Source organism: Nocardioides eburneiflavus (assembly GCF_004785795.1).
Classification (GTDB): Bacteria; Actinomycetota; Actinomycetes; order Propionibacteriales; family Nocardioidaceae; genus Nocardioides; species Nocardioides eburneiflavus.
The window spans coordinates 1,927,364-1,953,433 of record NZ_SRRO01000001.1 but is presented as its reverse complement, the minus strand read 5'-3'; the positions used below and the strand labels follow the sequence as shown (position 1 = coordinate 1,953,433).

The 26,070-nt window shown below is 72.1% G+C and carries 15 protein-coding genes; 10 read left to right on the top strand and 5 right to left on the bottom strand.

Going from position 1 to position 26,070, the window contains the following annotated elements:
- Nucleotides 1-193 precede the first annotated feature (193 nt).
- Both EXE59_RS09140 and EXE59_RS09135 read right to left on the bottom strand, forming a co-directional pair.
- Nucleotides 194-1,279, bottom strand: a complete 1,086-nt coding sequence (locus EXE59_RS09140) for an ABC transporter ATP-binding protein (RefSeq protein ID WP_135838622.1) — start codon at nucleotides 1,277-1,279, stop codon at nucleotides 194-196.
- 121 nt (nucleotides 1,280-1,400) lie between these two features.
- Nucleotides 1,401-2,423: a LacI family DNA-binding transcriptional regulator gene (locus tag EXE59_RS09135; protein WP_210428940.1), complete on the bottom strand. Its 1,023-nt coding sequence runs from the start codon at nucleotides 2,421-2,423 to the stop codon at nucleotides 1,401-1,403.
- 224 nt (nucleotides 2,424-2,647) lie between these two features.
- On the opposite strand from EXE59_RS09135, the gene EXE59_RS09130 reads away from it, so the two are divergent.
- From EXE59_RS09130 to EXE59_RS09105, 6 genes are all read left to right on the top strand, one after another.
- Complete coding sequence (locus EXE59_RS09130; RefSeq protein ID WP_168218463.1) at nucleotides 2,648-3,967, top strand: ABC transporter substrate-binding protein; 1,320 nt, start codon at nucleotides 2,648-2,650, stop codon at nucleotides 3,965-3,967.
- Nucleotides 3,968-4,073: 106 nt separating this feature from the next.
- Nucleotides 4,074-5,057 carry a carbohydrate ABC transporter permease gene (locus EXE59_RS09125; RefSeq protein WP_135838620.1) on the top strand — a complete coding sequence of 328 codons (984 nt, stop codon included), beginning with the start codon at nucleotides 4,074-4,076 and terminating at the stop codon, nucleotides 5,055-5,057.
- Nucleotides 5,054-5,977, top strand: coding sequence for a carbohydrate ABC transporter permease (locus EXE59_RS09120; RefSeq protein ID WP_246056657.1), 924 nt, complete (start codon nucleotides 5,054-5,056; stop codon nucleotides 5,975-5,977). Before EXE59_RS09125 ends, EXE59_RS09120 begins: the two co-directional genes overlap by 4 nt.
- A 79-nt stretch (nucleotides 5,978-6,056) precedes the next feature.
- Complete coding sequence (locus EXE59_RS09115) at nucleotides 6,057-7,649, top strand: glycoside hydrolase family 13 protein (RefSeq protein WP_246056655.1); 1,593 nt, start codon at nucleotides 6,057-6,059, stop codon at nucleotides 7,647-7,649.
- Nucleotides 7,650-7,684: 35 nt separating this feature from the next.
- Nucleotides 7,685-9,811 (top strand): alpha-galactosidase, encoded by a 2,127-nt coding sequence (locus EXE59_RS09110; protein ID WP_135838619.1) that lies wholly within the window; start codon nucleotides 7,685-7,687, stop codon nucleotides 9,809-9,811.
- The gene (locus EXE59_RS09105; RefSeq protein WP_135838618.1) at nucleotides 9,808-11,532 is read left to right on the top strand and encodes an alpha-glucosidase; all 1,725 of its coding nucleotides are present in this window, start codon (nucleotides 9,808-9,810) and stop codon (nucleotides 11,530-11,532) included. The genes EXE59_RS09110 and EXE59_RS09105 overlap by 4 nt, the downstream gene beginning before the upstream one ends.
- Nucleotides 11,533-11,544: 12 nt before the next feature.
- On the opposite strand, the gene EXE59_RS09100 is transcribed toward EXE59_RS09105, so the two are convergent.
- Both EXE59_RS09100 and EXE59_RS09095 read right to left on the bottom strand, forming a co-directional pair.
- Nucleotides 11,545-12,198: a DUF1707 SHOCT-like domain-containing protein gene (locus tag EXE59_RS09100; RefSeq protein WP_135838617.1), complete on the bottom strand. Its 654-nt coding sequence runs from the start codon at nucleotides 12,196-12,198 to the stop codon at nucleotides 11,545-11,547.
- Between the two features lie 45 nt (nucleotides 12,199-12,243).
- A complete protein-coding gene (locus tag EXE59_RS09095; protein WP_135838616.1) occupies nucleotides 12,244-12,630 on the bottom strand; it encodes a hypothetical protein in 387 nt (128 codons plus the stop codon).
- 175 nt (nucleotides 12,631-12,805) lie between these two features.
- Here EXE59_RS09095 and EXE59_RS09090 point away from each other — a divergent pair, with 175 nt between their 5' ends.
- Genes EXE59_RS09090 through EXE59_RS09075 form a run of 4 tightly spaced genes read left to right on the top strand, consistent with a single transcriptional unit; the run spans nucleotide 12,806 to nucleotide 24,340 of the window.
- Nucleotides 12,806-15,682, top strand: a complete 2,877-nt coding sequence (locus tag EXE59_RS09090; protein WP_168218462.1) for an ATP-binding protein — start codon at nucleotides 12,806-12,808, stop codon at nucleotides 15,680-15,682.
- A complete protein-coding gene (locus tag EXE59_RS09085) occupies nucleotides 15,679-18,570 on the top strand; it encodes an ATP-binding protein (protein ID WP_135838614.1) in 2,892 nt (963 codons plus the stop codon). Before EXE59_RS09090 ends, EXE59_RS09085 begins: the two co-directional genes overlap by 4 nt.
- The gene (locus EXE59_RS09080; RefSeq protein ID WP_135838613.1) at nucleotides 18,567-21,461 is read left to right on the top strand and encodes an ATP-binding protein; all 2,895 of its coding nucleotides are present in this window, start codon (nucleotides 18,567-18,569) and stop codon (nucleotides 21,459-21,461) included. The genes EXE59_RS09085 and EXE59_RS09080 overlap by 4 nt, the downstream gene beginning before the upstream one ends.
- Nucleotides 21,458-24,340, top strand: a complete 2,883-nt coding sequence (locus tag EXE59_RS09075; RefSeq protein WP_135838612.1) for an ATP-binding protein — start codon at nucleotides 21,458-21,460, stop codon at nucleotides 24,338-24,340. Before EXE59_RS09080 ends, EXE59_RS09075 begins: the two co-directional genes overlap by 4 nt.
- On the opposite strand, the gene EXE59_RS09070 is transcribed toward EXE59_RS09075, so the two are convergent.
- Nucleotides 24,337-26,043 (bottom strand): CapA family protein, encoded by a 1,707-nt coding sequence (locus tag EXE59_RS09070; protein ID WP_135838611.1) that lies wholly within the window; start codon nucleotides 26,041-26,043, stop codon nucleotides 24,337-24,339. The genes EXE59_RS09075 and EXE59_RS09070 overlap by 4 nt on opposite strands.
- Nucleotides 26,044-26,070: the final 27 nt, after the last annotated feature.

The following is a 26,070-nucleotide window of genomic DNA, read 5'->3' as shown; positions in this document are numbered from 1 at the left end:
GACCACGGGCGCCGCCTCGGGTCCGTAGACCCGCCTCAGGGTGTCGAGGAGGTCTGGCTCGAGGGCGGCGAGGCGGTCCTCGAAGCTGGTGTCGGTCGCGGTCACGGGCCCCAGTATGGCGAAGCGGAGCCACCGGTCGCCCGCGGTGGTCGATCAGCCCGGCTCGGCTGCTCGACCACCGAGGACGAGCCGGTCACTCGGAGAGGCGCTCCCCCGACTCGGTGTCGAACACGTGCACGTGCTCGGGGTCGGTCGTGACGTAGAGCGTCTCGCCCTTGTGCGGGTGGTGCCGGCCGGAGATGCGCACGATGACGTTGGACGGCACGCCCTCGACGTCGCAGGTGCCGTAGACGAAGCTGTCGGCACCGAGCTCCTCCACCACCGTCACCTTCACCGGGAGGCCACCCTCCTCGGCGGTCACGAGCCGCCAGTTCTCGGGACGTACGCCGACGGTGATCTTGCCCGACATCTTGCGCTCGGCGGTCGGGTCGACGGGAACCTTGTAGCCCCCGACCTTGACGGTGCCGTCCTCGGCAGCCACGCCCTCGAGCAGGTTCATCTGCGGCGAGCCGATGAACCCGGCGACGAAGAGGTTGGCGGGCTTGTCGTAGAGCTTCAACGGCGTGTCGACCTGCTGCAGCACGCCGAGCTTCATCACGGCCACCCGGTCGCCCATCGTCATCGCCTCGACCTGGTCGTGGGTGACGTAGACGGTGGTGACGCCGAGGTCCTGCTGGAGCCGGGCGATGTCGGTCCGGGTCGCGACGCGCATCTTGGCGTCGAGGTTGGACAGCGGCTCGTCCATGCAGAACACCTGCGGCGCCCGGACGATCGCGCGACCCATGGCGACGCGCTGGCGCTGGCCGCCCGAGAGCGCCTTGGGCTTGCGCTCGAGGTACTCGGTGAGCTGCAGGATCTCCGCCGCCTTGGCGACGCGCTCCTTGCGCTCGGCCGCGGGCACCTTGGCCATCTTGAGCGAGAACGCCATGTTCTCCTCGACCGACATGTGCGGATAGAGCGCGTAGTTCTGGAACACCATCGCGATGTCGCGGTCCTTGGGCGGGACGTTGGTCACGTCGCGGTCACCGATGTAGATCTTCCCGTCGTTGACCTCCTCGAGCCCTGCGAGCATGCGCAGGGTGGTGGACTTGCCGCAGCCCGAGGGCCCGACGAGCACCATGAACTCGCCGTCCTTGATCTCGAGGTCGATGCCGGGCACGGCCGGCTCGTCGGCGCCGGGATACCACCGCTGCGCCTTCTCGAACGTCACTGTTGCCATTGTCTGCTCCTTCACCGGCAGGTACGTGCCGGACGATCCGTAGTGAAGTGACCGGGGTCACAGACCCCGAGGTCACAGTAGGGCCCGGCTCCCACCGGGGCAATGGTGCGGGCCCGCCGTCTCACGCGGTGCCACCTCGAGCGGTGCGCACCGAGCCCCCGTGGCGCACCGCCATCGGCACCGAGTCGGTGCCGCCGTGGTCGTCGGGGTCGAGGAGACGGCGTACGGCGAGCGCGCCGAGCTCGGTGAAGGGCAGCTGGACGGAGGTGAGCACCGGCCGCAGCCACCCCGCGATCGCCGAGCCGTCGAAGGACACGACGCTCACGTCGTCGGGCACCCGCAGCCCCGCCTCGGCGAGGGCCTGGTAGACGCCCATCGCGACCCGGTCGTTCATGCAGACCAGCCCCTCGGCGCGCACGCCTCGTGCCAACCATCGGCTGGTGGCGGCGAAACCCTCGGTGACCGACCAGTCACAGGCGACCACCCCCGCGAGGTCGAGGCCCGCCTGGGCGAGCCCCGCCCGGATCCCCGCCATCCGTCGCGGGCCGGCCGTCGCCTCGGGCGTGGGGTCCTCCCCCACGACCCAGACGTCCGAGACGCCCGCGGCGACGAGCGTGGCCGCGGCCGCACGGCCTCCACCCTCGTCGTCGGGCAGCACCGCCGCGTACCGCTCGTCGCGGGCCTCGCAGTTGAGCAGCACCGACCGGACGCCGCGCAGCGCGTCGGGCAGGTGGATCGTGCGCGCGGTGCGGGTGGCGTACACGACCCCGTCCACGTCGCGCTCGCGCATCTCCTCCAGCAGCAGCCGCTCGAGCTCGGGGTCGCCGCCGCTCTCACCCATCACGACCACGTGGTCGAGCTCGCGGGCGGCCAGGCTCGCGCCCGTCAGCATGCTGCTGCCGTACTGCTCCCCCGCGATCTGGTCCGAGACCAGCCCGATCGTGGCCGTACGACGGGTGCGCAGGCTGCGCGCACTGCGGTTCGGCCGATAGCCCAACCGGGCGGCGGCAGCACGCACCCGCTGGTCCGTCTCCGGAGCGATCCGCATCTGCGCAGCCCGGCCGTTGAGGATGTACGAGGCGGTGGTGGTGGACACCCCGGCCTCGGCCGCGACGTCGGCCAGCATCACGCGTCGGGTCTCCACTGCGTTCCCTCTTCTCGTCGTTGCGCGCCCCAGAAGCGCGCGGCAGAGCCTGCCGCTGTCGATCGGGACCCGTGACCTGTTCGTGTCCTTCCTGTCGCTTGACACCGGGACCGCGGGCCGAACATGATGCGGCTGATTCGATTCAGCAGTGGTGGACGTCACACTACGACAATCAGGACGCGCGGGACAGAGGTCCCGCCATCCGAGGAGGCACCCTCATGCGAATGACTTCGACCCGGCGCCGCACGGCGTTCGCCGCGACCGCGGCCGCGCTGGCACTGACCACGACCGGCTGCCTCGGCGACGACGGCGGAGGAGGTGGCGGCGGTAGCGCTGGTGGCGACGACGGCGTCGTCGACATCCTCGCCACGACCGACCCGCTCGTCTTCGAGGGGCTGAAGGCCAAGATCGAGGAGGAGGCCGAGGCCGCCGGGATCGAGGTCAACATCGAGCGCGTCGACAACATCAACCAGCTGATCCTGACCCGCATCCAGGCCAACGACCCGCCGGACATCGCCGTCATCCCCCAGCCCGGCGTCATCAAGCAGATCGTCGACCGCGGCAAGGCCGTCGAGCTGACCGATGACATCGTCCCGGCCGACGCGCTCTCCGACATGACGCCCGGCACGTTGGAGGCCGGCCAGATCGACGGCACCCAGTACGGCCTGATGATCAGCATGAACGTCAAGAGCCTGGTGTTCTACAACAAGCAGGCGTGGGACGAGGCCGGCTTCAAGGCTCCCGAGAGCCTCGACGAGCTCGCCGAGCTGACCGACCAGATGAAGAGCGACGGCGAGACGCCCTGGTGCTTCGGCATCGAGTCGGGCGCGGCCACCGGCTGGCCGGTGACCGACTGGTTCGAGGACCTGATCATGCGCTTCGGCGGTCCCGAGGAGTACAACCAGTGGGTCGCCAACGAGGTCAAGTTCGACTCCGAGGTGGTTCGGCAGGCTGCCGACTACATGGAGCAGACCGTCCTGGCCGATGGCAGCGTGCCCGGTGGGCGCGGCTCCATCGCGAGCGTGGCCTTCGGTGAGGCAGAGGACACCATGTGGCAGGACGACCCGGGCTGCTGGATGTTCAAGCAGGGCAACTTCGTCGTCTCCGCGGACTTCATGCCGCAGGACGTCGTCGACAACGTCGACGAGCGGGTCGGCGTCTTCGGGTTCCCGCCGGCCGAGGCCGGCACCGACGCCCCCGTGCTGGGCGGCGGCGACCTGGCCACGCTGCTGCTCGACAACGAGGACTCACGCGCGATGATGCAGATCCTGGCCGACGTCGAGCTCGGCACCGAGGCGGCTCCGAACAGCTCCTTCATCTCGCCCCACACGGAGTTCGACACCTCGCTCTACCCGAGCGACCTGACCCGGCAGATCGCCGACGTCGCCTACCAGTCCGACCAGTTCCTCTTCGACGGCTCGGACCTGATGCCGGGCGAGGTCGGGGCCGGCAGTTTCTGGAAGGAGATGACGGCGTGGATCCAGGAACGACAGGACCTCGACACCACGCTGACCAACATCGACGAGAGCTGGCCCGCCAGCTGATCGCCTCCCCGACGGGACGGGGACGGTCGGCGCAGCCGCCCGGTCGTCCCCGCCCCGTACGGACCAGCAGTTCCCCGGACGTGCCCCCGATCCAGGAGCAGGACACATGCTGTTGAAGATCCTCAACGCCCTGATCACCGTCGGTGTGGGTGTCGGCGCCGCCGTCATCCTCTACTGGCTGCTCAACAAGCTGGCCGAGGTGCTGCCCGGGCGGTGGGAGCACCGGCTCAAGCCGTACTTCTACATCCTCCCCGCCTACGCAGCCCTGGTCTTCTACCTCGTCTATCCGGCCGTGCAGACCATCGTCTTCAGCTTCGCCAACGCGCAGAGCACCGCGTGGGTCGGACTCGACAACTACACGAGGCTGCTGCAGAGCAGCAACTTCCAGGACACCCTCTTCAACACGCTGCTCTGGATGGCCGTCGTCCCGGCGATGACCGTGGTGCTCGGACTAGCGATGGCCGTCCTGGCCGACCGGCTCAACCCCACGTGGGAGAACACCTCCAAGACGATCATCTTCCTGCCGATGGCCATCAGCTTCGTGGGCGCCGGCACCGTGTGGGGCCTGATCTACAACTACCGCCCCGAGGGGCGCGAGCAGATCGGCCTGCAGAACGCCATCATCACCGCACTCGGCTTCGACCCCGTGGCGTGGTTGCAGGTCAGCGACTTCAGGCTCAACAGCTTCTTCCTGATGGTGATGCTGCTGTGGGCCCAGACCGGCTTCTCGATGGTGCTGCTCTCCGCCGCGGTCAAGGGCGTCCCCGAGGACACCCTCGAGGCGGCGCGCATCGACGGCGCCAACGAGCGGGCCATCTTCTTCCGGGTGGTCGTCCCGCAGATCTGGGGCACCGTCATCACCGTCTACGTCACGACCCTGATCGGCGTGATGAAGATCTTCGACATCGTCTACGTGATGACCAACGGCCAGGCCAACACCAACGTCATCGGCAACGAGTTCTTCAACCAGCTCTTCACCAACTTCAACAACGGCGCAGCCGCAGCCATCGTCGTGCTGCTGATGCTCGCCACCATCCCGATCATGGTGTACCAGGTGCGCAACTTCCGTCGTGAGGAGTCGATGGCATGACCCAGACACAGACCACGATGGGGGCGGCCACGCCCACCCCGAAGACCCGCAAGCGCGTCTCCTCGCGAGAGGGACAGCCACAGAAGGCCGGATGGTTCGCCCGGATCGTGGTGTTCGTCCTTTGCTTCCTCTGGATCGTGCCCGTGATCGGGCTCTTCCTCACCTCCTTCCGCCCCCGGGACGACGCCAACGAGACCGGCTGGTGGACGCTGTTCTGGACGCCGTCGGCCTGGGGCCGGATGTCCTTCGACAACTACCAGACCGCCATCGACCAGGGCGGCCTCGGCCAGGCGTTCGTCAACAGCCTGGCGATCACGCTGCCGGCGACCTTCATCCCGATCCTGGTCGCAGCGTTCGCGGCGTACGCCTTCGCGTTCATGGAGTTCCCCGGCCGCAACTTCCTGTTCCTGGCCGTCGTGAGCCTGCTGGTGGTGCCCAACTACATCGCCTTCGTGCCAATCCTGCGGATCTACGGCGACCTGCAGATCGCCGGCACCTTCCCAGCCGTGTGGCTGGCGCACATCGGCTTCGGGATGTCGCTGGCGATCTACATCCTCCGCAACTACATGGCGACGCTGCCCAAGAGCGTGATCGAGTCGGCGAAGATCGACGGTGCCAGCCATTTCCAGACCTTCTTCCGGCTGGTGCTGCCGATGTCGGTTCCGGCCCTGGCCGCGTTCGCGATCTTCCAGTTCCTGTGGGTCTGGAACGACCTGCTCGTGGCGCTGATCTTCGTCGGCCCGGGCGGCAACGCGCCCATCACCGTCGCGCTGCGCAACAACCTGATGGGACAGGCCGGATCCGGCCAGCACCTGATCACCGCCGGCGGATTCCTGTCGATGGTCCTGCCGATCGTGGTGTTCCTCTTCATGCAGCGGTTCTTCGTCCGCGGCATGACGGCGGGCGCGGTCAAGGGCTGACCCGCACTGGGTGGGTCGGCCGGGACGCCCCCGGCCGCCCACCGGCCGAGGCACATCCCTTCGACTGGAAAGGATCCTCGTGACCGAGGCTCCCGCCCGCGCGCCCTGGTGGCGCGACGCCGTCATCTACGAGATCTATCCCCGCAGCTTCGCCGACGCCGACGGCGACGGTGAGGGGGACATCCCCGGCATCACGGCCCGCCTCCCCTACCTGGCGGACCTGGGCGTCGACGCCGTGTGGGTCGCTCCGTGGTACCCCTCCCCGATGGCCGACGGCGGCTACGACGTCAGCGACTACTGCGACATCCACCCGCGGTTCGGCACGCTCCAGGACGCCGACATGATGATCGCCGAGGCCCATCGGCTGGGCCTGAAGGTGATCGTCGACCTCGTCGCCAACCACTCGTCCTCCGAGCACGAGTGGTTCCGTGCCGCGCTCGCCTCCGGGCCGGGATCACCGGCGCGGGCGCGCTACCACTTCGCCGACGGCAGCGGCCCGGGCGGCGTGGAACCACCCAACAACTGGATCAGCGCGTTCGGGGGGTCGGCGTGGTCGCCGGTCGAGGACGGCCGTACGCCCCGGCAGTGGTACCTGCACCTCTTCGCGCCCGAGCAGCCCGACCTCAACTGGGACGACGAGGGCGTGCGCGAGGCCTTCGACGACGTGCTGCGGTTCTGGCTCGAGCGCGGCGTCGACGGCTTCCGCCTGGATGCCGCACCGGCTATGGCCAAGGTGCCCGGCTATCCGCCCTTCGACTACCCCGACCCCACGCGCTTCGAGACCGCCACCTGGGAGGGCAACCCGCACTGGGACGTCGACACGGTGCACGACATCTTCCGCCGCTGGCGTCGCGTGGTCGACGCGCACCCCGGCGAGCAGGTGCTGGTCGCCGAGGCGGTGGTCAACGGGCCGGAGCGCCTCGCGCGCTACCTCGGACCCGACGAGATCCAGACCGCGTTCAACTTCGACTGGGTCCACGCCCCCTGGGACGCCGAGCACCTGCGCGACGTCATCGACCGTACGCTCGCCGCCCTGCAGCCCATCGGCGCGCCGGCGACGTGGGCGATGTCGAGCCACGACGAGACCCGGCACCTCACCCGCTTCGGCGCCGGCGACCTCGACCTGGGCCGGCGACGCGCACGAGCTGCCGTGCTGCTCACCCTCGCCCTCCCCGGTGGCGCCTACCTCTACCAGGGTGAGGAGCTCGGCCTCGAGGAGGTCGAGGACATCCCCGAGGCGCTCCTGCAGGACCCGGTCTTCGTCCGGTCCGGCGGCCGCCACCGCGGCCGCGACGGGTGCCGGGTGCCACTGCCGTGGAGCGGCGACCGTTCCCCCTTCGGCTTCTCGCCGGGCCCCGCCGATCCCTGGTTGCCGCAGCCGGCGCACTGGGCCGACCTGACCGTCGAGGCGCAGCAGCGCGACCCCGACTCCATGCTCCACCTCTACCGCACGGCGCTGCGCCTGCGGAGCGAGGTCCACGACCTGCGCGCCCCCGGGCTGCACTGGCTGCCGGCGCGCGACGGCGTCCTGCGCTTCCGCCGGGGCGACCGCTTCGAGTGCCTGGCCAACCTCGGCGACGCGGCCGTGCCCCTGCCCGAGGGCGTCGTCCTCTCCAGCCGTGACGGCCAGGTCGTCGAGCCCGACACCACCGTCTGGGTCGTGCACCCGTGACCGACCCCGTGCCCGACAGGAGCAGCAGCACCTCCATGCTCTTCCCTGCCCCCGGTCCCTCGACCGAGCCACGGCTCACCCTCGAGCTGGACCTCCCGTCCGACGCACGGGGCGAGATGCTGCCCCGGATCCTGTGGGCCGGCGTCGCCGCGCCCGACGAGGTCGGGCCGAGCGGCTATCCGTCCACCTTCCGCGGGCCCGGGGTCCCCCTGCTGGGCGAGCACGCCCACGAGCTCTTCACCCGCCCGCACCTGCGCGGGCACCGTACGGCCGCCCCGGGCTCCGACGCGGCATGGTCCACGCGCTTCCTCCTCGACGACGTGGAGCAGACCGACCAGCGACTGGTCGTGACGGCCGCCGACGACGCCGCCGGGCTCGGCCTCACCACCGAGCTCGAGGCGCTGCCCGGCGGGCTGCTGCGCGGGCGGCACACCGTACGCAGCACGGGCCCGGGCAGCTACGTGCTGACGGGGCTCGAGGTCGTGCTCCCGGCCCCCGACGACCTGGTCGAGCTGCTCGACTTCACCGGGCGCCACGAGGGCGAGCGCACGCCGCAGCGCCACGAGGTCACCGACGGGCTGTGGCTGCGCGAGGGCCGGGAGGGACGACCGGGCCTGGGCGGCGCGACGGTCGCCGTGCTCGGCTCGCGCGGGTTCGACACCCGCACCGGCACGGTGCTCGGGGTCCACGTCGCGTGGAGCGGCAACAGCTGCTTCCGGGTCGAGCGCTCGCCCGACCTCGGCACCACCCTCGGCGGGGGCGAGCTGCTCCAGCCGGGCGAGGTCGTGCTGGCGCAGGGCGAGGCGTACACGTCCCCGTGGGTCGTCTTCGGCGCCTCGGACGACGGCCTCGACGGACTGGCGGCGGCGTTCCACACCTACGAGCGGTCCCTTCCCGCGCACCCCGACCACCAGCCCGTCGTGCTCAACGTCTGGGAGGCCGTGTGGTTCGACCACGACCTCGCGCGCCTGCACGAGATCGCCGACCGGGCCGCGCGGGTCGGGATCGAGCGCTTCGTGCTCGACGACGGCTGGTTCCACGGCCGGCGCGACGACACCGCCGGACTCGGTGACTGGTGGGTCGACCCCGACGTCTGGCCCGAGGGGCTGACGCCGATCGCCGACCACGTGCGCGGGCTCGGGATGCAGTTCGGGTTGTGGTTCGAGCCCGAGATGGTCAACCCCGACTCGGAGCTCTATCGCGCCCACCCCGACTGGATCCTCTCGACGGGCGACCGGGTGCCGCAGCTGCACCGCCACCAGCTCGTCCTCGACCTGTCGCGCGAGGAGGTCTGGCAGCACGTGCACGACCGGGTGCACGCGGTGCTGTCGTCGGCGCCCGTCGACTACGTCAAGTGGGACCACAACCGCGAGCTCCTCGAAGCCGGCTCGGGCGTCCGCAGCGGCGCCGCGGCCGTGCGCGCGCAGACCTTCGCCTTCTACCGCCTCCTCGACTCGCTGCGCGAGCTGCACCCCGGCATCGACTGGGAGTCGTGCGCCTCCGGCGGCGGCCGCATCGACCTCGGCGTCATCGAGCGCACCCAGCGCGTGTGGACCTCCGACATGACCGACGCCCTGGCGCGCCAGCACATCCAGCGCTGGACGACGCAGCTGGTGGCGCCGGAGTATCTCGGCGCCCACGTCAGCGCACCGGTCGCGCACCAGTCCGGGCGACGCTTCACCCTCGACTTCCGCTCGGCGACGGCGCTGTTCGGCGCCTTCGGCGTCGAGTGGGACCTCAGCACCGCGGCCGAGGACGAGCTCGACGCGCTGGCAGGCTGGGTGGGGCTCCACAAGCGCTTCCGCCCGCTGCTGCACTCCGGCCGCGTGGTGCGCCCGGAGTCGGCCGACCCCGCCGTGCTGCTCCACGGCGTGGTGGCCGTCGACGGCGGCGAGGCCCTGCTCGCGCACGTCCAGCTCGACGAGTCCGCGAGCAACCGGGGCACGGTGGTGCGGGTGCCCGGCCTCGTCGCCGACGCGGCGTACGACCTGGCCTGGGTCGGTCCCGTCGACCATCGCGCGGTCAGCAGGTCCGTCGCCCTGCCGCAGCCCGGCCCGACCGACGGCACCGGGGTGCGGGGTGCTGTGCTGGGCACGCGCGGCTACTGGATCCCGCGCCGACGGCCCGAGACCGTGACCCTCGTCCACCTGGAGCGCACATGACCTCACCCACCGACGCGACTCGCACGGACGAGGACTGGTGGCGCACCGCGGTCGTCTACCAGGTCTACCCGCGCAGCTTCGCCGACTCCGACGGCGACGGGATCGGCGACCTGCGCGGGCTCATTGGCCGCCTCGACCACCTCGAGCTGCTGGGCGTCGACGTGGTGTGGCTGTCGCCGATCTATCCCTCACCGCAGGACGACGCCGGCTACGACATCAGCGACTACCAGGACGTCGACCCCGCCTTCGGCACCCTCGACGACCTCGACGAGCTCGTCGCCGCGCTCCACGAGCGAGGCATGGGGCTGATGATGGACCTCGTCGTCAACCACACCAGCGACGAGCACCCCTGGTTCGTCGCCTCGCGGTCCTCCCTCGACGACCCGAAGCGCGACTGGTACTGGTGGCGCCCGCCCCGCGCAGGCATGGCGGCCGGCGACCCGGGCGCCGAGCCGACCAACTGGGAGAGCTTCTTCTCCGGGTCGACGTGGGAGCTCGACGCGGCGAGCGGTGAGTACTACCTCCACCTCTTCTCCCGCAAGCAGCCCGACCTCAACTGGGAGAACCCCGAGGTCCGCGAGGCGGTGTACGCGATGATGCGCTGGTGGCTCGACCGCGGTGTCGACGGGTTCCGGATGGACGTCATCAACCTGATCTCCAAGGACACCTCCCTCCCCGACGGCATCGTCCACGCCGGCGTCCTGGGTGACGGCACGCCCCACGTGATGAACGGCCCGCGCATCCACGAGTTCCTCGCCGAGATGCACCGCGAGGTCCTGGCCGGACGCGACCGGAAGGTCCTGACCGTCGGCGAGATGCCCGGCGTGACGGTGGAGGAGGCGCTGCTCTTCACCGACCCCATCCGCGCAGAGGTCGACATGGTCTTCACCTTCGAGCACATGGGCGTCGACCACGCCCGCACCAAGTGGGACCTGCTGCCCTTCGACCTGGTGGCGCTCAAGACCGTGCTCGGCCGCTGGCAGACCGGGTTGGCCGACGTCGGGTGGAACTCGCTCTACTGGAACAACCACGACCAGCCGCGCGCGGTCTCCCGCTTCGGCGACGACGGGCAGTGGCGCGAGCGCTCGGCCAAGCTGCTCGGCACCGTCCTGCACCTGCACCGCGGCACGCCGTACGTCTACCAGGGCGAGGAGCTCGGGATGACGAACCACCCGTTCGGCGGCATCGAGGACTTCCAGGACATCGAGTCGCTCAACCACCACGAGCAGGCCGTGGGCCTCGGCGCCGACCCCGACGACGTCCTGGCGTCGCTCCGCTCACGCGGCCGGGACAACGCCCGTACGCCGATGCAGTGGGACGCGTCGCCCCACGGCGGTTTCACCACCGGACGCCCGTGGCTGGCGGTGAACCCGAACCACGTGGAGGTCAACGCCGAGGCGGCGACCACCGACGAGGACTCGGTGCTCCACCACTACCGGCGCCTGGTGCGGCTGCGCCACGAGGTGCCGGTCGTCGCGCTCGGTGACTTCACGATGCTGCTGCCCCAGGACGAGCGCGTCTATGCCTTCACCCGAGCGCTCGACGACGAGGAGCTGCTGGTGCTGGCCAACTTCGGCGCCGACCCGATCCGTGCGGACCTCGACCTCACCGGATGGTCGGAGGCCGAGGTGCTGCTCGACAACGTCCGGGGCGGGAGCGACGACCCGCGCACCGGGCGGCTCGAGCCGTGGCAGGCGGTGGTGCTGCGGCGCACCCGGTGAGCCCGTAGCGGGTCAGTAGGTCCCGAGGTACTTCTTCGGGGTGCCGGGCGCAGGCTGTCGCTGCACGGTCACGGAGCCCATCAGCGCCATCCCGCGGATCCGCACGACGGGTGAGCCCGGGCCGATGTCGGCGGCGACCTTGTCCTTGGCCTGGCTGTACTCGCCCATGATCGGGGTGCCGTCCATCACGACGTGCATGTCGGCGGGCACGATCACCTTGACCTCGCCCATGACCGCGCTGGCGTTGATGAGCGTCTCGTGGGCGGAGAGCTGCGCCTGCCGGAGGTCGATGACCACCCCGCCCATCATCGCGAACGCGCTGTGGTGCTCGGGCACGGACCACACGCCCTGCCGCTTGCACTCGCTCATGATCGCGACCGACGAGTTGTGGCCGACCGCGGGCACAGACGACGGCGTATGTCGCACCGGCGCCGCACCCGGGTGCGGGTGCGGCACGGGGCCGGTCGCCTGGAGGTCGAGCGTGATGGGCACCAGCTCGCCGTAGGTCTTGGCCCGGAAGGTCAGCTCGAGCCGCTCCTCGAGCTCGTCGAGGTCGAGGCGGCCCTCTCCGGCGGCGTCGCGCAGCACGTCGGCGACGCGCTGCCGGTCGGCGTCGGAGATGCGCATCTGCGACGGGTCATGCGGGCGGTTCTCGATCTCCCCCATGGGAGGAGCCTAGCGATCGCGCCGCCCGCACGACCATGACGAGCGTCAGGGCCGGATCCGCACGCGGCCGTCCTCGACCACGACGTCCTCGGTCTCGAAGTACTCCGTGAACCGGTCCCCGGACTTGATGGGGTACGGACAGGTCTTCACGACGGGCCGGTGGGTGGGGTCCACGCAGTCGGCGATGGTGGCCACTGCGGGCGCCTCCTCGCGGTGGGTACCGGTCCCCTGCCACGCCGGGGTGGCGCAGGTCGGGACGGGACCGTCGACGGCGGTGTTCCACCGCGGCTGGACGATGAAGCAGGGACGCCCCTCGTCGGGGGCGGAGGCGGTCGTCGGCGGGGCGACGGCCGTCGTGGTGACAGCGGTGATGCTCGCGGCGACGGCGAACGCGGCGGTGCGGGCGATCCTGGTGCGGGTGTTCGTGTTCATGGTGGTCTCCTCGGTCTGCGGGCGGTGCGCCCGTCCTTGTCAGGAGCTCCACAGTCGGCCCGCCGGACAGGCGGTTGACGAGGGTTGACGAAGGTTGACAGCTGCCCACTTATCGGGTTGCCCGAGCACCGCAGCGAGAGGATCCTCGACCTGTACGTGGGTGATGGAGGACCCCATGAGTGCACTGCCACGACCCGCTCTGACGGGACCGACCCGAGTGCTCAACGACGCCCTCCACGACCTCCACCACCGCGCCGGCTGGCCGTCGCTCCGCGCCCTCGCCAAGGAGACCGGGGTCTCGCACACCACCGTCTCCAAGACGTTCTCCCAGCCCGCGCTCCCGTCGTGGGGCACCCTCGAGCTCCTCGTCGAGGCGATGGAGGGGGACACGACACTCTTCCACCAGCTGTGGCTCGCCGCTTCCACCCCCACCGACGGCGGTGCACCCGCTCCTGCGCCACGGATCGCCGGCCGCCACGCCGAGCTGGAGGCCGTACGCCGCCACCTCGAGACCGGAACCGGCCTGCTCCTCGTCACCGGCGAGGCCGGCATCGGCAAGACCACGCTCGTCGACGCTGCGGCCGCAGCCAGCACACCGTTCGTCGCCGTGGGCGCCTGCCTCCCGCTGTCGGTGGAGGTCCCCTTGCTGCCTATCGCCGACCTGCTGCGGGCGATCCACGAGCACGACCGAGAACTGATCACCAGCGCGCTGGCGTCGTGCCCGGCCTTCGTGACGACGTCCCTGGCTCGCCTCGTGCCTGAGCTGGAGGACGTCTCCGACCCCTCGGGCCACGAGGACCCATGGACCCGTCAGCGCCTCTACAGCGCCGTCGGTCTGGCACTGCTGTCACTTGGGGGAACGGGTCGCATCGCGTTCGTCCTCGAGGACCTGCACTGGGCCGACGGCGCCACCCTCGACCTGATTGAGACCCTGCTGGTGCGACGTCCACCACTGCCCGCCGTGCTCACGTGGCGGCGCGACGACCCGGATGTGCCCGAGAGCTCACGGCAGTGGCACCGACGGCTGCGGCGCAGCGGGGAGGTGTCCGTGCTGGCTCTCGGCCCGCTGACGAGGGCGGAGACCGCCGAGCAGCTCCGCCTGCTGGGTCACTCCGACGAGGCGGCGATGGACGGGATCTTCGACCGCACCCTCGGACACCCGTTCTTCACCGAACAGCTGGCGACCCAGGACTCCCACGCGCCCGCGCTGCTGGACGACGTCCTCGACGCGCGTCTCGACGGACTTGACCAGGACGCGTGGCGGGTGGTGCGTGCACTCGGCGTAGCGGACCGGTCACTGGCCCCCGAGGATCTTGCAGCCTCGACCGGGCTCGATGGCGAAGCCCTCACTGGCACTCTCCACGCGCTCCGGGACCGCTTGCTGATCGACGTCGATCCGGCTCGTGGATCAGCCCAGCTGCGGCACCCGCTGCTGGCTCACGCCGTGCGTCGACGCCTGGTGCCGGGCGAGGCCGCCGACCAGCACGAGCGTCTGGCCACAGTTCTCGGTGCTGCTGTCCACGCGCGGGCGGCAGAGATCGCCAGTCACTGGAAGGGCGCGGGGGACCGGGAGCGCGAGCTCGAGTGGCGACTGCGGGCCGCGACGGGCTCGGCCCTGGCCTTTGACTGGGCGCAGGAGGCCGAGCACTGGTGCCGCGCACTCGACCTCTGGCCGAGCGACGACACGCTGGTCGGCGATCCGCCGATGACGCGTGCTCATGCCTACCTCGCCGCCATCGACGCGTTGGACGAGTCACTCCAGTGGCACCGAGCTGCCGAGCTGAGCGAGGTCACCGAGGGCATGCTCGCCGGCCTCGACGCCGCGACACGGGCGGAGGTCGTGCGTCGGGCCGCCAAGTACCGCAGTGATCGTGACGGGCTGACAGTCGGCATGACGCTGATCGAGCAGGCGCTCGATCTGTACCGCGGCCTGCCGCCCAGCAGCGGTCTGGTCCACGCCATCAGTCACAAGCGGTGGCTGCTGATGTCGCTGGGAGACTATCGACAGGCGCACGACCTGGCCCGCGAGGGCGCTGCGGCGGCAACCCAGCTGGGTGACGCCCGGTCCGCTCGATATGCCCTCAGCACCCTCGCCTGGCACGAGGGCGCGGACGGTCACCTCGATCAGGCGACGGCCCTGCTCGCGCGAGGACGGGACCTGGTGCCGGAAGGCGCCGATCCCCCGGGCGACGTGCGGCAGTGCGTGATGCTCACCGACCTGCATCTCCTCAACGGCGGCACGGTCGACGACGTCGAGCGCGCGGGGCGGTGGGGTCTCGGGATCGCCGAGGCCTGGGGAATCGACAACAACCTCGCCCTGATCCTGCGGGCGAACCTCGCCACCGCGCACCTCAGGGCCGGTGACGTCCGCGGCGCGTCGGCACTCCTCGGTGTCGAGAGCCACGAGCCCCCGGATCCCGACCGGTGGCCCGTGCACAGCGTCCGAGCCGAGCTGGAGGCGGTGTCCGGAGAGACCGCGCTCGCAGTCGCACGCATCGAGTCCTTGCTGCCCGACATCGTCGCGGACGGCGAGGTCGACCTCGAGGAGGTCAGCGCCCTCGCCCACGTGCACTTCTTGAACGGCACCTCGGAGGTCGTGCTGGACCGGCTGCTGCGAGACCTCGATGCGGTCGTGGACACAGCCCCGGCCCGGGTCGTCGCGTCGGCGCTCGTCGCGGCCACCCGAGCAGCGGCAGAGTCCGCAGGTAGGAACGACCCGTCGCGTGTGACCGTGCGCGACCTCTATGCGCGATCCCAGCTGGCTCGCAACAAGGACCCCGACGTCAGCCCCTGGCGACGGTCAGCCGACGCGGAACTGGCGAGAGGTGACCAGGCCGACACCGCCGACCAGTGGATGGCGGCGGCACGCGGCTGGGACCGCCTACACCGACCCCACGACGCAGCATATTGCTGGTGGCGCGCAGCCCAGGCCGCCCTGCGTCATGGCCAAGGCACCCTCGCAGCGCGCCTGCTCAAGAAGGCAGCAGCCGACGCAGGCGAGCACGTGCCACTCTCCCGAGCGATCGCCGAGACCGCCAGGACCGGCCGATGAGCGCGCTCCCCCGTCCCGACCTGCCCCCCGGTCCGCACCGCGACCTCGTCGCCCGGCTCCACGACCTCCACCACCGCGCCGGCTGGCCGTCGCTCCGCGCCCTGGCCAGGGAGACCGGGGTCTCGCACACCACCGTCTCCAAGACGTTCTCGCAGCCCGCGCTCCCGTCGTGGGGCACCCTCGAGCTCCTCGTCGAGGCGATGGAGGGGGACACGACACTCTTCCACCAGCTGTGGCTGGCCGCTTCCACCCCCACCAACGGCGCGCCCGCCCCGGCCCCTCGGATCGCGGGTCGCCACGCCGAGCTGGAGGCCGTACGCCGCCACCTCGAGACCGGAACCGGCCTGCTCCTCGTCACCGGCGAGGCCGGCATCGGCAAGACCACGCTCGTCCGAGCCGCAGCCGACACGAGCGACGCCTTCGTCGCCATCGGTCACTGCCTGCCGTTGTCCACCGACGTGCCCCTCATGCCGGTGGTCGACCTGCTCGGTGCCGTGCAGCAGGTCGACGACGGGCAGTGGGTCTCCGCAGCAATCGACGGGGTCCCGCGCCACGTCGTCCGGTCCCTCGCCCGACTCCTGCCTGCTCTGAGTCGCGAGAGTGTCGAGGTCGACGACCGGGAGTTCGCGCGTCAACATCTCCTCGCGTCGATCACGCACCTCTTCGCAGCTCTCGCGGACCTGCGACCGGTCGCCCTGCTGATCGAGGACCTGCACTGGTCCGACCTGACCACGCTCGACCTGCTCGAGCACCAGCTGTCGCGGGGAGGCGGCCCACCCGTCGTCGGCACGTGGCGCGTGGCGGACGCGAGCACGACGTCCGAGCATCGTGCGTGGAGGGACCGTGTCGACAGGCTGACCACCCGGGTCGTGGAGCTGGCCGAGCTCTCGTGCGACGAGACGCTCGAGCAGCTGCGACTGTTGGAGGGCCGCACACCCGACCCGTCGCGCGGAGCCCGGCTGTTCGCGCGGACGCAGGGCCACCCGCTGTTCACCGAGCAGCTGGCCAGCCAGGGCGACGAGGACACGGCGGTGCCGCGGCGCCTGGCCGAGGTGCTCCAGCGCCGCATGACCGGACTTGGCCCCACCGCCAGCGCCGTGGCGAACGCCCTCGCAGTGGCGGATCGTGGTCTCCCGCCGGACGTGCTCCTCGAGGTGGCGCGACTGGATCGCCCGACGCTCGTCGGCACGATGCGAGAGCTCGCCGAGCACCACCTGCTGATCGGGCGCGGCGACGTCGCACAGCTCCGACACCCCTTGCTCGCCGAGGCTGCTCGGGAGCACATGATGCCGGGCGAGCAAGCGCTCTGGCACGGCGCCCTTGCTGCATCGATGGCCAGGCGGCCGGACGCGGACCCCGCGGAGGTGGCGGAGCACTGGCGAAAGTCCGGGGACGCCCGCGCGGAGATCGAGTGGCGCGTACGAGCCGCCCGTCAGGCGCATGCGCGCACCTCCCCGATCGCCGAGGCGGAGCAGTGGAGGCGTGCCCTGGAGCTCCTCCCGGCCGTGCCGGACGCGGACCTCGACGAGGTCGACGCACGTGTGGCGGCCTTCGACGCGCTGGAGCTCGGCGGGCGGCTCCGCGAGGGCGCGGAGCTGCTCGAGCCCGCCATGTCGGCGGTCGACCATCTCGACCCCTACCGGGCGGCAGAGGTGCTCCGGCGGATGTCGATGTCAGCGGACTGGTTGGGCGACGACGTCGGGAGCAGCCTGGCACTGGCCGACCGGGCCCTGGCGCTGCTCCAGCCGCACGGGGCGAGCGAGGGGCTGGTCAAGACCCTCGACCTCCGGGCGAACCACCTCCTGGACCTCGGGCGCGACGACGAGGCGCTCGACGCCCTCACCCGCGCGCTCACCGCCTGCGAGGAGCTGAGCAACGACACGCTCGTCCTCGTCGCCTCGGCGACGTTGGCATGGCACACGGCCTGCACCGGCGACCTCGACGGGGCGCTCCGCATCCTGCGCGAGGCACGCCAGCGGGTGCCCGATGCCGTCGACCCGCGCACGGAGGCGTACGTCGGCATGATGCACACCGACGCGCTGATCAAGCACCGGAGACCTCCCGAGGAGGTCATGGCCGCGGCCGAGACCGCTGTCGCCGTGGGGCGGGAGTGGGACATGGACTTCCACCTCCTCACGATCACCCGCGCCAACGTCGTCGAGGCGCTCTACAAGGCTGGTCGTGTGGACGAGGCTGCTCGCACGCTGGAGGGGATCCCGACCTCCGGCTCGTACGACCACTGGCCGGTCGGGTGGATGTCCGGACAGATCGCCGTCGCGGAGGGGAGGCCGGCCGACTCGCTGGAGATCTTCACCGGGCTGGAGATCGTCGGGGGCTCCGAGGAGAACCTGCTGAACAGGACTCACTGGATCGCTGTCGCACACCTGTGGCTGGGACAGCCCGAGCCGGCCTGGTCGAGCCTGTCGACCGCAGTCGAGGCAGTCCTCGACGACGTCGTGGTGCGCGAGACCGGGCTCTCGTTCGCCCTCCTCGCCCGCGCGGCTGCCGACCTCGCGGTCGAGCATCCGGAGCGCCGGCGGGAACTTCGTACCACCCTCACCGGACTGCGACGGCGCGCCGTCGTCGACCCGCTCGCGCCGGCAGCAGCGCCCATCACGCGACACGCGGCGGCGGCCACGTGGGATGCCGAGGTGCTCCGCATCGACGGAGACGACACCGTCGAGCACTGGACGCGCCCTGCGAGCGCATGGGACGACCTGTGCTCACCGCACGACGCGGCCTACGCGCGCTGGCGGGCCGCGCAGTCCGCGCTGCGCTCGGGACAGGGCACCATCGCGGCCCGGCTCCTCAAGCGCGCGGCAGCCGACGCGCGCGAGCACGTCCCGCTCTCCCGCGCCATCGCCGCGACCGCAGCAGGCCGCCGATGAGCGCCCTCCCGAGCCCCGACCTGCCCCCCGGTCCGCACCGCGACCTCGTCGCCCGGCTCCACGACCTCCACCACCGCGCCGGCTGGCCGTCGCTCCGCGCCCTCGCCAAGGAGACCGGGGTCTCGCACACCACCGTCTCTAAGACGTTCTCGCAGCCCGCGCTCCCGTCGTGGGGCACCCTCGAGCTCCTCGTCGAGGCGATGCACGGCCCGGTCCAAGACTTCCGGGACCTTTGGCTGGCCGCCTCCGCCCCGACCGACGACGGCGCGCCCGCCCCCGCGCCACGGATCGCCGGCCGCCGCGCCGAGCTCGAGACCGTACGCCGCCACCTCGAGACCGGAACCGGCCTGCTCCTCGTCACCGGCGAGGCCGGCATCGGCAAGACCACCTTGGTCCGCGCTGCCGCTGCGAGCAGCGCCGTGCTGGTCGCGCGGGGCAACTGCCTGCCCTTGTCGGGCGAGGTTCCCCTGATGCCCGTGATCGACGCGATCCGGGCCGCGAGGCGCGCCGGTCGCGAGCGGTTCGACGACGCCCTCGCCCTGCTGCCGTCGTCACTGCAGACGTCCCTGGCTCGCCTGGTCCCCGACCTCGAGCTCGAGGCGATCCCCGTCGACGACCAGCTCGCCGGCATGCGGCAGCTCGTGGCTCTCTCCGAGATGACGGAGGCACTCGCGACCACCGCCTCATGCCGCCTGCTGGTCGAGGACCTGCAGTGGGCAGACCTCACCTCGCTGGACTGGCTCGAGCACCACCTGACCCACGGCTCCGAGGTGCCGCTCGTTGGCACCTGGCGGACGGCGGACCCCGACGTCCGCACCGGGCGCCTGGAGTGGCTCGACCGGGTGCGGCGCACCAGCGACGTCCGGGTCATCGGGCTGAGCACCCTGTCGGCCGACGAGACGGTCGAGCAGGTGCGCCTCCTGGTCCCCGGCACGGACGACGACCGCGCTGCCCGCATCCATGCTCGCTCACGCGGCCACCCACTCTTCTCCGAGCAGCTCGCCCTCCTGCCCGACGACACCGATGAGCTCCCACAGCAGCTCGCTTCCTACCTGGGCCATCGCCTGGACCGGCTGTCGGGGCGTGCCGGCTCGGTCGCCGCCGTGATGGGTGTCGCGGACCGTTGGCTGCCGGTCGAGGTCCTCGAACGCGTCACAGGCGTCGCGACACGTGCCTTCCGGCGGGGCCTGCGCGACCTCAGCGCAGCCCAGTTGGTGAGCACGTCGCCCACCGACGAGGTCGCGCTCGCCCACCCGCTGATCGCCGAGGCCGTGCGACGTCGCCTGCTCCCCGGGGAGGCGCGCTCCCTTCACGGCGCACTGGCGCAGGCGCTGACGGAGTCCGGCGACGCGCCCGAGGCCGAGCTGGCCGCCCACTGGCAGGCCGCGGGCCGGCCCGACCGTGAGCTCGACTGCCGGGTCGCCGCAGCCCGCCACGCGCACGAGAGGCTGGCCCTGCGTGACGAGCTGGAGTCGTGGCTGCGCGCGCTGGAGCTGCACGACACCATTGGCCCCGGCGACGGGCCGCCCCTCTGGATCATGCTCCGCGACGCCATGCGCGCCGCGGTCGAGGTCGCCGACCTCGTGGCCGCGCGGCGCCTTGCCGACCGGGCACTCGCGCTCGAGGTTGCGGACGAGGCTCGGGTGCACCTGCTCCAGCAGGCCGGCGACGTGCTGTACGAAGTTGGTGAGCACGAGACCGCGATGCGGCTCCTGGACGACGCGCACGACCTCCTCCTGCGCCTGCCGCCGTCAGCCGGTCTCGTCGAGGCCGCCGTGTCCCGGTTCTGGACCCTAGTGCAGGCGGGGCGCACGGCACGCGCCCTCCGCGACACCGAGGCCACGCTCACCCACCTCGCCGGGGTGGACGATGCCCGCCTCGGCTCGCTGCGGTTCTCGCACGACCTCGTCGCCCTCGTCCGTCAGGGCGACTTCGAGGGCGCACTGGCCGTCACCGAGGCACGGGCACGTGCGAGTGACCCCGACGACCTGACGTCCCGGCTGCTCGTGGCGGTCAACGCCACCGACGTCCTGCTCGGCCTCGGGGCCGCACCCGTGCAGGCCATGGACGCCGCCGGCGGCGCGCTCCTCGCGGCGGAGGAGGGGGGACTCAACGACACGTGGGTCGTGTCACTCCTACGCACGAACCTCGCCTGGTCGTGCCTGCGCGCCGGTGACGTCTCGTCGGCCGCCACCGTGCTCGAGCCCGTGACGCGCCGGCCGCCGAGCGCGATCACGTGGCTCCCGCACCAGGCGATGGCCGTCGTCGAGGTGCGCCGCGGACAGGTCGACCTCGGCCTCGCTCGGTCCCGCGCTGCCCAACGTGAGGCCGCCCACGACCTGTTCTGGGCACAGAGCCTCTGCCTGGAGACCGAGACCAGGTTGTGGGCCGGGGATGTCGACGAGGCCGTCCGCCTCCTCGACGAGGGGCTGGGGGTCGTGGTGGCCGCGGACGACACGCGCTACCACGGCGACCTGCTCACCTGCTTCGCCCGAGCGACGGCGGACGCCCTCGGCGCCACGGACGACGTCGACCGGCGGCGTACCGCCCACGCAGCCGCGCTCGCGTGGTGCGCCCGCGCCCGCCGCCAGCCGTTCGACGCTGCCGGCGTCGAGGCATCCCACCGTGCCGTCCGGCACCAGTGGGAGGGCGAGCTGGGCCGGATCATGGAGGCCGTCGACCAGTCTCCGTGGGTCCGCGCCGCGCTCGAGTGGGACCGTCTCGCGCGCCCGCACGACGCTGCGTACTGCCGCTGGCGGGCCGCGCAGTCCGCGCTGCGCTCGGGACAGGGCACCATCGCGGCCCGGCTCCTCAAGCGCGCGGCAGCCGACGCGCGCGAGCACGTCCCGCTCTCCCGCGCCATCGCCGCGACCGCAGCAGGCCGCCGATGAGCGCCCTCCCGAGCCCCGACCTGCCCCCCGGTCCGCACCGCGACCTCGTCGCCCGGCTCCACGACCTCCACCACCGCGCCGGCTGGCCGTCCCTCCGCGCCCTCGCCAAGGAGACCGGGGTCTCGCACACCACCGTCTCCAAGACGTTCTCCCAGCCCGCGCTCCCGTCGTGGGGCACCCTCGAGCTCCTCGTCGAGGCGATGCACGGCCCGGTCCAGGACTTCCGGGAGCTTTGGCTGGCCGCCTCCGCCCCGACCGACGACGGCGCGCCCGCCCCCGCGCCACGGATCGCCGGCCGCCGCGCCGAGCTCGAGACCGTACGCCGCCACCTCGAGACCGGAACCGGCCTGCTCCTCGTCACCGGCGAGGCCGGCATCGGCAAGACCACGCTCGTCCGAGCCGCAGCAGCCACGACCGACGTCTGTGTCGCCCGAGGCGCGTGCCTGCCCCTGTCCACCGAGATCCCGCTGCTGGCGGTGGCGGACTGCCTGGGGTCTGCCTACGAGGCGGATCCCCCGGGCTTCGTGCAGGTGGTGGGCGCCTGTCCTCCCTTCGTCGCTCCGACGGTGTCGTCGCTCGTGCCCGAGCTGGGTGCGACGAGCGGCGACCGCGTGCGGGACGACGACCGTGTGCTGCTCTTCAGCGCGATCGCCTCGCTCCTGAAGGCCCTGTCGTCCACCGGCCGCACCGTCCTTCTCCTCGACGACCTCCACTGGTCCGACACGGCGACCCTGGACCTGCTCGAGCACCTGGTCGGCCGTACGCCGTCCGTCCCGCTGGTGGGCACGTGGCGCTCCGGAGATCCGGGCACCCCCGGCTCGACCCAGGAGTGGTTCGAACGCGTCCGCCGCCTCCAGGACACGACCGTCGTCGCCCTGGGAGCACTGAGCCGCGACGAGACCGCTCACCAGCTCGCGCTGATGGGTGCCGACGCGGCGCAGGTCGACGTCATCCACGCGCGTTCCCGGGGACAACCCCTCTTCACCGAGCAGCTCGCCGCCCACCTCGACGACGAGGCCGGACTTCCGGACCTCCTCGCCGACCTGCTGGACCGTCGGCTGGTCGGGCTCTCCGGGCGTGCGTGGTCCGTGGTCCGCGCCCTCGGACTGGCCGAGCGTCCGCTGCCGACGGCGCCGCTCGCGACCGTGTGCGGCCTGGCCGGGGACGACCTCACGTCGATCCTGCACGAGCTCCGCGCGCGGCGGCTGCTCCGGACCAGCACGGCCGAGCACGCCGAGCTGGAGCACCCACTGCTGGCCGAGGCCGTCCAGAGGCGTCTGGTCGCAGGAGAGAGCCGACCGATCCACCGGGCGCTCGCCCGGGCGCTCGGGGCACGTCCGGACCCCGAGGCCGCCGAGGTCGCCGAGCACTGGCGGCGCGCCGGGGAGCCGGCCGAGGAGCTCCGGTGGCGCGTCCCGGCGGCCCGGCGCGCCGCCGAACGGTTCGACAGACGGCAGGAGGCCGAGCACTGGCTCCGTGTCATCGAGATCTGGCCGGCAGACGCGTCGCTCCGGCCGGACACACCCGTCACCCGGGCGCAGGCCCTCGTGGGCGCGATGGACGCGCTTCGCGCCTCCTTCCGGTTCAACGAGGCAGCAGCACTGAGCGAGGTCGCGGACGCGTGCCTGGCCGAGGCCGATGAAGGGGACCGTGCCGACCTGCTGTTCCGCCGTTCGATCTACCGCGGCGACCCTGAAGGCTTCGAGAGCGGTCTGGCGCTCCTCGACGAGGCCCTGGCCATCCACGACCGCCTGCCCGTCCGTGAGGGGAAGGTGCGGGCTCTCGACCGGAAGCAGCTCCTGCTCTTCGCGATGGGTCGGTCGGCCGAGTCACGGGCAGTGGCGGACGAGGAGGTCGTCGCCGCCCGCGAGCTCGGCGACCCCGTCCTGCTGCGCGACGCACTGATGCGCGTCGCCTGGCACACCGGGATCGCCGGCGACGTCGAGCGGGGCCTGGCGCTGCTCGCGAGCGCCGGGCCCGACTCCGGCGCGCGGGACGACCCGCTCGGTGACGTACGGCTCGGCGTCTACGCCACGGACATGCTGCTGACCACCGGCGCGCCACCGGACGCCGTCGTCGCCGCCGGTCGGGCTGCGCTGGCCGTCGCGCGCGAGCACGACTTCGACAACCCCCAGGTGATGCTGGTCCGCGTCAACGTCGCCTTCTCGCTCCTGCGCGGCGGCCGCGTCGCCGAGGCCGAGCAGGTCGTCGCCACGCCGTCCGACGCGCCGTGGGACGCCGACCACTGGCCGCTGCACGCGGCGCGGGCGGTCATCGACTCACGGCTCGGACTCGCTGGGGCGGCCACGAGCCGGATCGCCCAGATCTGTGCAGAGCCGTCGACGAGCGCGCCGCGGGACCTGGAGTTCCTCACGTGGGCCGCCGACGTCGCACTGTGGACCGGGTCCGAGCAGCCGACGCTGGACCACGTGCTCGGCCAGCTCGACGACGTCGCCGGCACCGCGCCCCTCCGGCTCGTGGCGCCCGCCCTGGTCGCTGCTGCCAGGCTCGCCTCACACCGCGGCGCCTCTGGACACGTCGCCCGGCTCCGCGACCTGGCGAAGCGGTGCGGACTCGTGGGGGCGGCCGTCGGGGACGACCCGAACCTGGCAGCCCAGCGGGCCGCCCTCGTCGCGGACACCGCGGCGCTGACGGGATCGGAGTCCGTCGCCGCCTGGACGGCTGCTGCGACCGCATGGGACAGGCTAGAGGCCCCACATGACGCGGCGTACTGCCGCTGGCGGGCAGCGCAGTGCGCGCTCAGCGACAACCAAGGAACGCTGGCCCGGCGGCTTCTCGCACAGGCCGCGGCCGACGCGCGCGAGCACGTCCCGCTCTCCGAGGCGATCGCCGGGACCGCTGCCGGCGACCACACCTAGGGCCTGCGCGCCGCGAAGTGCTGGTAGTCCTTCGACGACACCCAGTAGCCGCCCCAGGCCCAGCCGATGCGGTCGAACGCCTTCACCACCAGGTCCTCGTTCCTGATCACGCCCAGCCGGAAGGGGGCCGCGCGCCTCCGGTCGATCGCCGCGAACGGTCGGCGGGCCGGCGGGTCCACCCGTCCGTCCCGGACGTAGGGGTTCTGCACGGGGTTGATGTCGATCGCCTCGCCGTAGGCGTGCTGCGACCAGCTCGTCTGACCCGCGACGCGCCGGCAGTTGAACCCGGAGGTGTTGTTGGCGGCCATCGACAGGTCGTCGTCGGCGCGGTAGTCGTCGACGAGCTGCATCCGCGCGATCGGCCAGCCCGCGGCGTACAGGCGACCGAAGAGCTCGCGCACCTCACCGGTGAAGCGTCGGTGCACGACCATCTCGCCGGTGCGGGCACGGCCGCTGAAGTCGCGGTGCGTCATCCGGAGGTAGCGCAGGTCGCGGAGCGGCACCGGGCAGCCGGCCCTGTGGCTCCGGCGCATCCGCTCGGCGAGGGCGGCGTCGATCCGGCGGACCGACGACTCGTACGCCGGGTCGTCCGCCTGCGCGCGACCCGGCTCGGCGGCCAGGCCGGTGCAGCGCTGGCGTGCACGGAAGTCCGCGACCGCGCGCGTCCGGTCGGCGCCCGTCACCGGCACCGGCCGGCCGTCGGTCCACGAGATCCGGGCCGGGGTCCACGACTTGCCGATGACGCCCTCGGCGTCGAGGGTGACCGACAGGACGCCGGTCTGCGCCTGCCGGTCGTGGTACCAGACGAAGTTGCCCAGCCCGTAGGCCACGAGCGTGTCGCCCGCCCAGCCCGCCCCACCGAGGACGTGGGAGTGGCTGCCCACCACCACGTCGGCTCCGGCGTCGGCCAGCTCGCGGGCGAGCAGGCGCTGCGACTGGGTGGGGCACGACTGGTACTCCTTGCCCCAGTGGAGGTAGACCACGACGAGCTGGTCCCGCGCCGCGGCCGCCTCGACCGCGGCGACGAGCCCTGCGGCGTTGCTCCCGCGCGCGGACGCAGTTCCGAGGACGCCCGGCCGGGCCGACCACACGTCGCTGGCCCCCTCGCGCTGGACCGCGTCGGCGGCCAGGAACGCGACCTCGAGGTCGCCCACCCCGACGACGTGGGGGGCGTACGCCGCGGCACCGCGACCGGCGCCGACCATGGCGATGCCGCGCTCGCGCCCGGCGGCGAGGGTGTCCTCGAGGCCGACGGAGCCGTAGTCACCGGCATGGTTGTTGGCGACGCTGACGACGTCGACGCCGGCCGCGCCGAGCACGTCCAGGGCTCGGGGACCCGTACGGAACCAGTAGCGGTCGCCGGCGTTCTCGAGCTCCTTGGGGTCCTGACGTCCGCGCCGCGTCACTGGCGTCTCGAGGTTGACCATCGCGACGTCGGCGGCCCGAAGCGTCCGTCCGATCGCGCCAAGGCCCTGACGGGGACGCTCGAGGAGCCGAGCCACCCCTCCCTCGAAGTGGACGTCGCCGCCGAAGGCCAGGGTGACCTCGCCCTCGCGAGCCGGCTCGGTGGTGGCGCTGCTGCTCGCCGGCGGCACGATGGGCTCGACACGGTCACCCGGGGCGTCGGCAGGCGCGGAGGTGCAGGCGGAGGCGACGAGCGCGCATGCCACCACTGCTGCACGGTGACGCCCCCGTCGCTTCATTCCTCGATTGTGCCGCAGGGGTGGTTG

What these genes read in the sequence shown, in the direction of transcription:
- EXE59_RS09140 (WP_135838622.1), bottom strand. Translation starts at nt 1,279, where the DNA reads ATGGCAACAGTGACGTTCGAGAAGGCGCAGCGGTGGTATCCCGGCGCC.
- EXE59_RS09130 (WP_168218463.1), top strand. Translation starts at nt 2,648, where the DNA reads ATGACTTCGACCCGGCGCCGCACGGCGTTCGCCGCGACCGCGGCCGCG.
- EXE59_RS09125 (WP_135838620.1), top strand. Translation starts at nt 4,074, where the DNA reads ATGCTGTTGAAGATCCTCAACGCCCTGATCACCGTCGGTGTGGGTGTC.
- EXE59_RS09120 (WP_246056657.1), top strand. Translation starts at nt 5,054, where the DNA reads ATGACCCAGACACAGACCACGATGGGGGCGGCCACGCCCACCCCGAAG.
- EXE59_RS09110 (WP_135838619.1), top strand. Translation starts at nt 7,685, where the DNA reads ATGCTCTTCCCTGCCCCCGGTCCCTCGACCGAGCCACGGCTCACCCTC.
- EXE59_RS09105 (WP_135838618.1), top strand. Translation starts at nt 9,808, where the DNA reads ATGACCTCACCCACCGACGCGACTCGCACGGACGAGGACTGGTGGCGC.
- EXE59_RS09100 (WP_135838617.1), bottom strand. Translation starts at nt 12,198, where the DNA reads ATGGGGGAGATCGAGAACCGCCCGCATGACCCGTCGCAGATGCGCATC.
- EXE59_RS09095 (WP_135838616.1), bottom strand. Translation starts at nt 12,630, where the DNA reads ATGAACACGAACACCCGCACCAGGATCGCCCGCACCGCCGCGTTCGCC.
- EXE59_RS09090 (WP_168218462.1), top strand. Translation starts at nt 12,806, where the DNA reads ATGAGTGCACTGCCACGACCCGCTCTGACGGGACCGACCCGAGTGCTC.
- EXE59_RS09085 (WP_135838614.1), top strand. Translation starts at nt 15,679, where the DNA reads ATGAGCGCGCTCCCCCGTCCCGACCTGCCCCCCGGTCCGCACCGCGAC.
- EXE59_RS09080 (WP_135838613.1), top strand. Translation starts at nt 18,567, where the DNA reads ATGAGCGCCCTCCCGAGCCCCGACCTGCCCCCCGGTCCGCACCGCGAC.
- EXE59_RS09075 (WP_135838612.1), top strand. Translation starts at nt 21,458, where the DNA reads ATGAGCGCCCTCCCGAGCCCCGACCTGCCCCCCGGTCCGCACCGCGAC.
- EXE59_RS09070 (WP_135838611.1), bottom strand. Translation starts at nt 26,043, where the DNA reads ATGAAGCGACGGGGGCGTCACCGTGCAGCAGTGGTGGCATGCGCGCTC.